This window comes from Nocardioides pocheonensis (assembly GCF_003725535.1).
GTDB lineage: Bacteria > Actinomycetota > Actinomycetes > Propionibacteriales > Nocardioidaceae > Marmoricola > Marmoricola pocheonensis.
Window position 1 is genome coordinate 23306 of sequence record NZ_RJSF01000046.1, and the last position, 11199, is coordinate 34504.

Sequence of the window (11199 nt, forward strand, 5' to 3'; positions counted from 1 at the left end):
GCACGACAGCCAGGACCCAGCTCCTCGAGAGACAAGGATCCGTAGGCAGACCGCGACTCCTACGGTCGTTGCCCGGCGTTCGCGATCGACATGAGCTCGAGCCCGACATGAAGGGCCAGGCGAGTGCGCCCGTCCGCCAGATCCAGGTCAGCGAGCTCCTGCACCCGGCCGAGCCGGTAGTACAGAGTGGTGCGGTGGATGTGAAGGGCATCGGCTGCCTCGGGGCTCGACCCTCCATGATCCAGATAGGCGCGAACAGTCTTCGTGAGCTGTCCGTCGCTGTCGACCTCGATCAGCCGCCGGAGTTCACTGGGCAGCGCATGCGGAGTACGCCCGCTCGGCGGGATCCGCAGCAAAGAGGCATATGCGCCGAGCTCGTCCCAGAGGACGACAGGGCCCGGTAGCAGGCCCGGGGCGGCTGACGCCGCGAGCCGTGCCTGGTCGGCCGTGTCGACCGCGAGATCGAGCCCCTCGACAACAGTTCCGATGCCGCACACCCAGTCGAAGCGCTGCGCGCTCAGGTCGTTGATCCGCCCGACCATCCGCGTCGCGCGACGCATGATCTGCTGACGAGCACCGGATCCCCCCAACCCGAGGAGGACCACGGCAGTGCTGTCATGCGCTGCGTAGAGGAACGCTGCCGGTTCATCGCGCGCCTGAACACGAAGCCCGCTGGTGAGCGCGATCGCCGCATGGCTGGCGGCGGCGCGTGGCACGTCAGCCGTCAAGTGGAGCGCAACCATTGGTGAGAAGCGAGTGGGGTCGTGCCGTTCTTCAAGGTCTGACAACGCCTGCCGCCTGCTCAGAGCGCTGGAGCTGATCAGGTCCCACACCGCTTCCTCGCCGCCGGACCCGTCCTCCTCGACCATCGACTTGAGGTAGGGGGCCATGTCCGCCGCGGCAGCAGTGATCTCGGTGAGCTCGGCAGTCGTCAGGGTGCTGTCGGCGTCCATGACCATCAGCAGGCCGAGCAACTCCGCTCTCCAACGGATGGGCACACACACCCGCGCCTTCATGCCAATCTCGGGCAGCGGTGGAATGACGCCTGCAGTCGTCCAGTGGGTCACGCCCTGCGCCAGAACATGCCCGAGCGCTTTTCTTCCCGCTTCCCGCTGGAGGACGCCACGAACGCGCACCTCGTCTTCGTCGCCGAAATGCCGGCTGGCGACCACCAGGCGGACCGTCGCGTCATCGATCACGACCGACCGACCAAGCCTCTCGGCCAGCTCGTCGACGGCCCGCTGCAGTTGCTCGATGGCCACCTGAGGATTCTACAGAGAGAGGAACGGCGACGGACCCTGATGTTCATCGTCGGCGTCCTTCGGCCGGAATCCCGACACGCGGGCGGTCCGCATCGGGTCGTTCAGATGCAGCGTGCGGAGAGGCCGCCATCAACGGGGAGGCATACCCCGTTGACGTACGCCGCCGCATCGCTGGCCAGGAACACCGACGCGTGCGCGACATCCCAAGGGCTACCCATCCGGCCGGTCGGACTGGCTGCATGCCTCGCTGCCAGCGCCGCCGGGTCGTCAGTGATCTGATCGACAACCAGGGGGGTGTCGATCAGGCCGGGCAGGACCGCATTGGCGCGGATCCCTTGGGCTGCGTAGGTCAGCGCCAGGGAAACGGTCAGCTGGTTGAGCGCCGCCTTGGTCGCGTTGTAGACCGGGTAGACGTAGCCGGTGTCTCGAATACTTGCCACGGACGAGACGTTGATGATGGCCCCCCGCCCGGCCTCGAGCATTCCGGGAAGGATGTGCCGCACAGTGAGGTAGGCGCTGGTCAGATTCAGACGAACAGCCGCTTCCCACGTCTCGACGTCAACGTCAAGCACCGAGCCCGTCCGAGCGACGCCGACGTTGTTGTGCAACACATCGATCACACCGAGCTCTTGAGTTGCGCCCCGCACAGCCTCTACAACTTGCTGCTCGCGCGTGACGTCGGCCGTGATGGCGATTGCCACGCCGCCGACGGCGTTGATCGCCTTCGCGACTCGCTCAGCCTCGCCGGCGTTGACGTCCACGACCGCCACCGCAGCACCCGCTTCCGCGTATGCCCGCGCTGCCGCCTCCCCGTTGCTCAGGCCAGCGCCTGACGACCCTGCTCCGAAGACGATCGCAGCGTGTCCGTCGAGGTAGTACTTCGGACGCCTGACCCGGGGATCGCGATGTCCATCGGCTGCGGCACTGCTCACCCTGATCTCCTTCTCCGACTTCCTCGCACGGTCTTCCGATGTCCCGGCTCAGCCGACCGGCAGGCAACGACGGGCTGGGACCTGATGCGAGCGTGGATCAGTCGGCGGTCGAGCGGCTACCGCCAAGGAGAGCCAAGCGCCCTCTGTCCTTGCTCAGTTTGTCGAACGGCGACTGGGGAGGCACTGATCCGTGGCAGGCCATCACCATCGCTCGACCTGATCTTCGAAGGACCAGGTCAGCGTCTCCGGGAAGGTGGCTCCTCGGTGGCGCAGGCTGTAGCTGGCGCTGCCGAGCACGAATGTCAGACAATCCTCGAGGTCTTCACCCAAGGGACAGTTCGACCCGTTCGAGTGTCGACGTCGCCCACGATGGAGTTGGTCGCCTGTGGGCGCAAGGCGGCCTGTTGGGCCTCATCTGGTTGATACCTCCAGGAGCGTGAGGATGTGGCGGTACGCCGCTCCCACCGCGCGGCTCATTCCGAGCTCGCACGTCCGGTTGCACGACGCGTGAGCGTCGGCCCCGTACGCGCGCACCTCTGCAGCCTGTTGTGCAGTCGCCGACGCGGTGAGCTCGGGGTGCAGCATTCCCCTGTCCCCCGCGAACGCGCAGCACCCCCATGAGGGTGGCACGAAGACGTGCTCCGCGACGGCAGCAGCCAGCATGTGTAGCGCATCGTTGCTGCCTGAGCGCGTCGATGAGCAGGTCGGATGCAGCGCCAGGCTTCGGACCATGCGGCGCGGCGTGAGTCGCGGCAGCAGAATCCGCGCCGTGAATGGGACAGCATCCTCCACGGAGAACGGCCCATCGGCCAACGTCTTGGCGAGCCCCTCGCTGCACGACGCCGCGTCCGAGACGACAGGTACTGATCCGCCTCGAGTGGCCCGCTCGAGCGCGTCATGCAGGATGACCGACATCGCGGTTGCGCCGTCCGTGAGCCCTTTGGAGCTCCACGGCATCCCGCAGCACAGCGACGTGACCTCGTCGGGCACCGTGACCCTGACGCCGGCTCGCCGGCACAAGGTCAGGAACGCTGACGTAGCCGAGTGCCCACCTCCGAACATCTCCCCGGTGCAGCTCGGCAGCAGCACGATCTCGGCAGTCGTGTCGACGAGAGGGCGGCGCCTGGGTCCACCGCCGGGAAGGTCCGAAGACCACAACGGAACCACCTCGTCCCCGAGGACTCGACGTCCTGCGCGTGAGGCCGCCGTACCCAAGCTCGGCACGGCTCGGGCGGCGGAGACGCCCCGCGTCGCGATCGCAGTCGCACCGGCCCAATGACTGGCCGAGATTCGACCGATGGACTGCGCCGTAGGCTTTTGGCCAGCGGCGCGCAACCGACGAACCAACGTGCCGGTGTCGATCCCGACAGGGCAGGCCGTCTGGCACATTCCGTCGGCCGCGCAGGTCTCCACGCCGTCGTACGTGTAGTCGGCGGCGATGGCCTCGGCCTCCGCGTGTTGGCCGCTCACCCTCAGAGCGGCCTCCGCTCGCCGCGCCACGATCCGCTGCCGAGGCGTGAGCGTCAGATCACGCGAAGGACAGACAGGCTCACAGAACCCACACTCCACGCACCGGTCGACCTCGGTCTCGACCGGACGGGCGGTCTTCAGGTGACGCAGGTGCGCCTGAGGATCGGCAGTCAGGACGACGCCCGGGTTCAGTACGCCACTCGGGTCACACAGCGCCTTGAGCTCGCGCATGATGCCGTGAAGGGCAGCGCCGTACTGGCGTTCGACGTAGGGCGCCATCACACGGCCCGTGCCGTGTTCTGCCTTGAGCGTGCCACCGTGCGACAGGACAACGTCGACCATGTCCTCGGTGAACGCCGCGTAGCGAGCGACCCCCGCAGCCGTGCTGAAGTCCTCGGTGATCATGAAGTGGATGTTGCCGTCCTTCGCGTGTCCGAAGGTGACCGCGTCATCGGCGTCGTACCCGTGTGCGGTGAACAACTTGTCGAGGTCGCCACAAGCATCAGCCAAGGCAGTTACCGGGACCGCGACGTCTTCGAGCAGCGCAGTCGTCCCGGGCCGCCGCGCACCGGCGACTGAGGCGTAAAGGCCCTTGCGCACGTGCCACAGGTTGGCACGCGTCGCTGGATCCGACGTCGGCTTCACGCCTCCCAGAAGAGGTGCTGCCGCCGTGACCATGGCTTCGAGTTGAGCACCGGACTCGGCCTGGAACTCCACCAGGAGCGCTGCCTGTGAAACCAGCTGGACGTCCGTCAGCGCGGGTACGGCGCGCGCGTTGCGGGCCGCCACCTGCAAGGACCGGGTGTCGAGCAGCTCGATGGCAGCAGCGCCAGAGGCGACCAGGTCGGGCAACATGCTCGTGGCCGCTGCGAGGTCGGGCAGGACGAGGAGCCCAGTGGATGCGTACGCCCGCACCGGCAGCGTCCGGAACGTGGCGGACGAGACGAAAGCGAGTGTTCCTTCCGAGCCGACGACGAGGTGCGCCAACAGGTCGGCCGAAAGGTCATGGTCAAGGAACGAGTTGACGCCGTACCCCATGGTGTTCTTGATCGCGAAGAGCCGCTCGACCTCTGCACGCATGATCGTGTCTCCGCGGATGGTGTCACGCAGTCGGAGCAACCCGGCGTGCAGTGCAGGTTCCTCCTGGGCGAGTCGGGCGTCGGCGTCCGGAAGTGATGTGTCGACGACGGTCCCGCTCGGCAGCACAAGTCGCAGGGAGTCGAGCGTGTGGTAGGCGTTCCCCGCGGTGCCGCAGACCATGCCGCTCGAGTTGTTGGCGACCACGCCGCCGATCGTGCAGGCCGACTCACTGGCCGGATCCGGCCCGAGCATCCGGCCGCAGGGGCGCAGTGCCGCATTGACGGCACGCACGGTGGTGCCCGGGGCGACCCGGACCCGGCCCCCCTCCTCGAGGACGTCAACGCCACGGAATCCCCGACGTACGTCGAGCAGCACTCCTTCTGTGCCGGCCTGACCGGACAAGCTCGTGCCGCCAGAGCGAAACGTCACGGGCAGCCCCTCGGCGGTGCAGGCCGCCAAGACGTGCGCCACCGCTGCCTCGTCCTGGGCAACCACCACGGCTTGCGGTGTGAGCAGGTAGTGAGACGCGTCGGCCGCAAAGGCGGCCACGTCAAGAGCTCTGTCACGGACGGAGGTCGGATCCACTCCGCGACTGATCAGTAAGGAGGCGGCTCTCACGGGTTGCGGTCCTCGGCGGCCTCCGTCAAGACCAGCTCGTAGGTAAGCGCCACCGCATTCTCGCCAGGCAGCACGCGACCGCTGTGCACGACCGCGTGGCGGTCGACGAGGTGCGCGCTGACGTCGGCCGTCATCCGGCCATGGACCCGGCGCACGGATCCGTCGAGGAACATCACCTCGGTCGCCGGCCCGTCGACCGTGACGACCGATCCATCGGGCTGCCCGAGACGCCCGCCTACGATCGAGCCGACCTGACCTCGCACGTCGGCGCCGGACCAGCCCTGCTCCTCGGTGAGGTGCTCCACCATGCTGACCAGGTCGACGTTGGGTCGGACGCGGCACACCAGAGCCGCGAGCTCTCCGCGATCCGCGTCGCCGACGCGACGCGGGGTGAACAGTGACATCCCTGTCTCCGGGTCGGGCTGGACCTCGACCGCCACGTCGGGTCCACCCCAGACCAGTGCGCGTACCCCGGGGCCGAGGACGACCTTCTCAGGAATGAGGTGACCGGCGCGCTGCATGCCGTCGGCGTCCACGAACAGGGAGTGGCTGTGGCAGAACACCGCACCGTCGCGACGCCCGATGGTGATGCCGCCCCGGACCATCCGACCGGGGGCGGCTCCCGGGTAGGGCCGGCTGAAGTTCGCGACCGGGCCGCCTTCGGGACCCAGGTCGGGTATGTAATAGGAGAACTCGCGCAGCTCACCCCCGACGAGCTGGCCGTTCGCCGAGATGCACCCGGTCTCATCCAGGAGTTGTTCGAGCGCCTCGAGCAGCGGTGTCCCAGCACGTAGCTCGACGTCGTATCCGGTGAGTCGAGTCGGCACGGACACGACGCGCTCGTCGGCCACTGGACCAGGGTGCTTCAGTCGCGCGGCCCCTGGGAGCAGGCCGAGCATGTCTGCGCTCGTCACCGGACGCGGACCTCTGGCCAGAGACCGGCCTCTTGCAGCAGTTCGCGGAGAACGGGCGTCGTCACCTTGCCATAGGCCGTTGTCGGCAGCTGCTCGACGACGTGGACCAGCTTGGGAGCCTTGTAACGAGCCATACGCTCCCGGCACCAGGCAAGGAGGTCGCCTTCAGTGAGTCCTGGATCGACGACGACGACGGCGTACCCGACTTCACCCCACTCCGCGTCGGGAGCACCGACGACGCCGACTGCGCGTACGTGGGGGTGCGCGAGGATCTTCTCCTCCACCTCTCGGGGGTCGATGTTCGAGCCACCGGAGATGTACATGTCCGAAGCTCGGCCGGTGATGTAGAGCAGGCCATGTTCATCGACAACGCCCAGGTCGCCTGTCCGGAACCAGCCGTCACGGAACGCCTTGGCGTTCGCCACGTCGTTGTCGAGGTAGCCGGCGAAGACCGCCGGTCCGACGACGCAGATCTCTCCACGCTCACCGGTCGGCACGGACCTGCCCTCAGCGTCCTTGATCGAGATCGTCATGCCCGTTCGCGGGTAGCCGGCGGTGACGATGCCTTCGTAGGTCGGCACGACTTCGTGCATCGCCGGCGGCAGCACCGTGATCGCTCCGGTGACCTCAGCGAGACCGTAGTACTGCTCGATCACGGGGCCGAGCACATCGTAGGCGCGGCGCTGATCCTGGCGAGTGATCGGTGCGCCCGCATAGATCACCTGGCGAAGCGAGGAGTGATCAGTGTCTTCGGTGACCGCGCTGACCAGTCGGTTGAGGATCGTTGGCACGGTGAACATCGTGGAGACGCGGTGCTGAGCGATGAGTGACCATGCCTCGGCGACATCGAGCGACTCGCCCGGCAACAGGACAATCCCCGCACCACGTGCGACGTGGGTCAGGACGTGGATGCCTGCGCCGTGGGACAGGGGCGCGAGGACAAGAGTCGCGTCATCGTTGGACAGGCCTGGCATCAGGTCAGCGATGTGGTTGTTGATGATGAAGGCCAGATGGTCATGGGTGAGGACTGCGGCTTTAGGTCGACCAGAGCTGCCCGAAGTGAAGAAGTACCAGGCCGGATCGCCCGCCATCACCTCGACGTCGTGGACGTGCGCGCCAAGGTGCTCGTCGATCAGCCGCCCCACGTCCGACCCGCCGCCAGCAACATCGCTATCGGAGATCGTCCATGTCCGAAGGCGAGCCAGCGCACGTGCGTGGTCTACGGCGCGCTCTGCCAGGACGAGGAGTGCCGGGCGAACGACGTCGGCAAGTGCGACCAGTTCCTCCGAGGTGAGCTTGCAGTTGGTCGGGGTGATGATGGCGCCTACACGCCAGGCAGCGAACATCACGGTCACGTAGTCGCGACTGTTCGGAGCGTGCAGCATGATGACGTCGCCGCGGCCGATCCCGGAGCCCTCGAGTGCTGCTGCAAGTGCGTCGACTCGGGCGTCGACGTCGGACCAGGTCCAAGTGACGTTGCCGCGCACGACCGCCGTCTCCTTGCGGAGGCGAGCAGCGGTCTGTCGCAGCAGTATCGAGAGATTGCTGGCGCCCTTGGGGGTCAGTGGAGTGCGTGCATCGGTCACCAGGCCTCCAAGATGCTCGCGTAGTTGGCGACGGCCGAACCGCCCATGTTGAAGACGCCGGCCAACTCAACTGCCGGTAGCTGCATGTCGCCGGCGTCACCGGTCACCTGCATCGCCGCGATGGCGTGCATCGAGACACCGGTGGCACCGATCGGGTGCCCCTTCGCCTTCAGGCCACCCGATCGGTTCACGGGCAGCTTGCCGTCCGCCGCAACCAGGCCCTCCTCGAGGGCTCTGCGACCGTGCCCGCGCTCAGCTAGACCGAAAGCCTCGTACTGAAGGAGCTCCGCGATCGTGAAGCAGTCATGGGTCTCGAGGAGATCCAGGTCCATCGTGTTGATGCCGGCTTGCTCGATGGCGGCACTCCACGCGCGTCGTACGCCGGCGAACTCGAGCGGATCACGCTTGGAGAGCGCCATGAAGTCGTTGGCGTGGGCCCGAGCACGGAATCCGACTCGCCGGGCCGCGGATCGAGCGACGTCCGGAGCTGCCACCACGAGTGCAACCGCACCGTCCGAGATCAGTGAGCAGTCGGTGCGCCGCAGCGGCGGCGCGACCATGGGGTTTCGCTCCGACACCGTGCTGCAGAACTCGAACCCGAGATCCTTCCGGATCTGTGCGTAAGGATTGGTGACGCCATTGTGGTGGTTCTTGGCTGCGATCCGTGCGAGCGTGTCGCTGGGGTCGCCGTACCGGTCGGCATAGGCCGAGGCGATGCCGGCGAAGACACCGGCGAATCCGCTCTCCACGGACGACTCCTCCGGTCCGTAGCAGCCCGACAGCAGGATCTCCCCGGCGCGAGCAGAGGTGACACCGGTCATCTTCTCGGCGCCCACGACCAGGGCGATCTTCCCTCGACCGGACTCGATGAAGTCGAGCGCAGCGTAGAGAGCCGCCGAGCCTGTGGCGCAGGCGTTCTCGAGCCGGGTAGCGGGCACCTCAGCGAGAGCGGGAACGGCCATGGAGACCAGACCAGCCTCAAAGCCCTGGGTGGAGAATCCATTGTTGTAGACCCCGACGAAGATGCCGTCCACATCCTCGGGGACGACGCCCGCGTGATCGAGTGCACCCGGGACCACTGAACCGATCAGCGACGATGCATCGGGGAGGTCGAGCTTGCCGAACACGGAGTGCTTCCATCCGATGATCGAGGTCGTCCCGGCATTGACGGGTACCGACATCGGCTACCTCCTGGTGTCTGATGAACAGCCGCCGGGACAGGTCGGCAAGCGGGTCGGTTTCGAGCCACCCACCGATCGAGTTCCGAACACTGGTGCCAGAAACATTGCCCTTGCGGAAGAACATCGGGTACCGCCTCGTGCCGAGCGTCCGTCCGGCGTCTTGCGACATTCGTCGGAAGACAGGTGTCGCCAGCGTTGCGCTGCCGGAGCGCTGAACTGCGTCTGGCCCTACGAGCCTCAACGGCTCCAGCGCTCTAGGCGTGCGCAGCGACTGGTACGACCGGAAGCGTGACGTACGAGTCCGTGCCCAGGTGAACCGTCTGATGGGCGACGCTCATCTCGCCGGTTTCGAAACCGTCGGGAGTGTTCAAATTGCGGTCCCAGCGCGGGTAGGAGCTGGAGGTCACATCGATGCGGATGCGATGGCCCGCTCTGAACAGCATGCTCGTCGACCAGAGGTCCACTTCGACGCTCTGGGCTTCACCGGGTGTCGAGGACACACGAGTGATTCCGTCGCAGACGTTGTAGGAGGCGCCATCTGGATGCACATCACACAGGCGAACAACCCAATCAGTCGTGGGAGCATCCGTGGAAACTTGGATCGTCGCCTTCACCCGTCCGGTGACCTCGACGTCCTCCGACAGCGGGTCGGTCGTGAATGCCACGACATCGTCTCGGCGCTCGATAGCGGACTGGTCGAAGGTCCCTGCCGGACGATGGTCCAGCAGCGTGCAACCGCCAAGAGTCGGCACTGGACGCGCCGGGTCGTAGACGAACGACAGGGCAGCGCCGAGTCCGGACGGCACCTCGTCGGCGAGACCGTTGGCGAGCAGGAAGAATCGCTTCGGCTCGGCACGTTCCAGGGGCCAGGTGGGCTCCGAACGCCATCGATTGGCGCCCATCGTGAAGATCTTGACCCGACGGTCTTCCTGGGCCCCAACCTGCGACAACTGCGCGCGAAGCCACTCGAATGTCAGGCTGTTCAGAGACGGCCCGAGGTCGACTGCCGCACCACTTCCGGCACAGCCGAAGTTGAGGTCGCCCTGCTGAGGAGCGGACGACATGTGGTTCCAAGGGCCGATGATGAGACGGTCCTCGGGTCCGCCGTTGACGAAGTTGTCGATGGTCCCCTGGAGGAACACGTCGAACCAGCCGCCGATGTTCAGAACCGGGACGTCGACACTCAACTGATGACGGGAGACATCCGCAGCGGCGACATCGAACGTCGGCAGTCCCAACCGAGCAACGAGCGGATCCTTCTCCGCGACGGTTCCAGTCGGCAACTCGTCGTAGGTGGGTCCCGGCAGACCATCGGCCGCAGTGATGAGTTCTTCAAGTACGCGCTCGGCGGCTCCGCCATCGTCCGCGTGGCGGCGCGCTAGCGCGTCGAACCCGGCGTACACACTCCACGGCCGACAGAGACCGAGCTCCCGCGCGCCCCCTCGAGTGCTGAGCCCGTCGCCGGTCCGGAACGTCGTCGACGGAGCGATCGCACCTAGCGCGGGCGGACGTTGAGCTGCGGCCTGCCACTGCACGTTGCCCAAGTAGCTGGGTCCCCACATGCCGACCCGGCCGCTCGAACCCTTGATGCTTGCTGCCCACGCCACCGTGTCAGCGCCGTCCTGAGCCTCCGAAGCAAAGGGAACGAATTCGCCACCTTCGGAGGCGAAACGCCCCCGTACGTCCTGGATGACCGCGATCAACCCGAGCCGGACCGCGAGAAGCGGATCGAGGAGCATGTTCACATACGGATCAGACTTGTCGTACGGCGTCCTGGCCACGATCACGGGCCAGGGGCCGTCCCCCGCCGGTCGGTAGACGTCCGCGCGCAGGACGGTGCCGTCGCGCATTGCCACCGGGACGTTGAGTTCGATCTCGATCTCGTGCATGGTGGGCCCTCTCGGAATCAGCGACGGCCAGGTCCCGCCACCGACCTGGTCTGGATGCTGGTCAGCGGGTGGCGGTGCCCTCGACGTAGTCGGAGTCGTGGCTCTTGACCCAGGCCATCAGCTTGCGCAGCTCGCGACCGGTCTGCTCGATCGGGTGCTGCTCGCCCTTGGCCCGCAGGGCCTTGAACTCCGGGGCGCCGGCGTCCTGGTCGTCGATGAAGCGCTGGGCGAAGGAGCCGTCGACGATGTCGGCGAGGACGGCCTTCA

The 11199-nt window shown here is 66.8% G+C and carries 7 protein-coding genes and 1 pseudogene; all 8 read right to left on the minus strand.

Annotated features, from left to right (window positions below; genetic code table 11):
- Positions 1 to 59: 59 nt before the first annotated feature.
- Complete coding sequence (locus EFL26_RS19680) at positions 60 to 1262, minus strand: PucR family transcriptional regulator (protein WP_123224625.1); 1203 nt, start codon at positions 1260 to 1262, stop codon at positions 60 to 62.
- A gap of 101 nt (positions 1263 to 1363) precedes the next feature.
- Positions 1364 to 2194: an SDR family NAD(P)-dependent oxidoreductase gene (locus EFL26_RS19685; RefSeq protein WP_123224626.1), complete on the minus strand. Its 831-nt coding sequence runs from the start codon at positions 2192 to 2194 to the stop codon at positions 1364 to 1366.
- Positions 2195 to 2605: 411 nt separating this feature from the next.
- Positions 2606 to 5362, minus strand: a complete 2757-nt coding sequence (locus EFL26_RS19690) for an FAD-binding and (Fe-S)-binding domain-containing protein (protein ID WP_123224627.1) — start codon at positions 5360 to 5362, stop codon at positions 2606 to 2608.
- Positions 5359 to 6213, minus strand: coding sequence for a PPC domain-containing DNA-binding protein (locus EFL26_RS19695; RefSeq protein WP_123224628.1), 855 nt, complete (start codon positions 6211 to 6213; stop codon positions 5359 to 5361). The genes EFL26_RS19690 and EFL26_RS19695 overlap by 4 nt, the downstream gene beginning before the upstream one ends.
- Positions 6214 to 6272: 59 nt before the next feature.
- The gene (locus EFL26_RS19700; RefSeq protein WP_221177066.1) at positions 6273 to 7862 is read right to left on the minus strand and encodes an AMP-binding protein; all 1590 of its coding nucleotides are present in this window, start codon (positions 7860 to 7862) and stop codon (positions 6273 to 6275) included.
- Positions 7859 to 9043, minus strand: a complete 1185-nt coding sequence (locus tag EFL26_RS19705; RefSeq protein ID WP_123224630.1) for an acetyl-CoA acetyltransferase — start codon at positions 9041 to 9043, stop codon at positions 7859 to 7861. The genes EFL26_RS19700 and EFL26_RS19705 overlap by 4 nt, the downstream gene beginning before the upstream one ends.
- A gap of 254 nt (positions 9044 to 9297) precedes the next feature.
- Positions 9298 to 10932, minus strand: coding sequence for a CocE/NonD family hydrolase (locus tag EFL26_RS19710; RefSeq protein ID WP_221177067.1), 1635 nt, complete (start codon positions 10930 to 10932; stop codon positions 9298 to 9300).
- A gap of 61 nt (positions 10933 to 10993) precedes the next feature.
- Positions 10994 to 11199, minus strand: a pseudogene (locus EFL26_RS19715) (ketol-acid reductoisomerase); the annotation flags it as partial.

Coding starts and splice junctions, on each gene's coding strand:
- EFL26_RS19710 (WP_221177067.1), bottom strand. CDS start 10,932: ATGCACGAGATCGAGATCGAACTCAACGTCCCGGTGGCAATGCGCGAC.
- EFL26_RS19705 (WP_123224630.1), bottom strand. CDS start 9,043: ATGTCGGTACCCGTCAATGCCGGGACGACCTCGATCATCGGATGGAAG.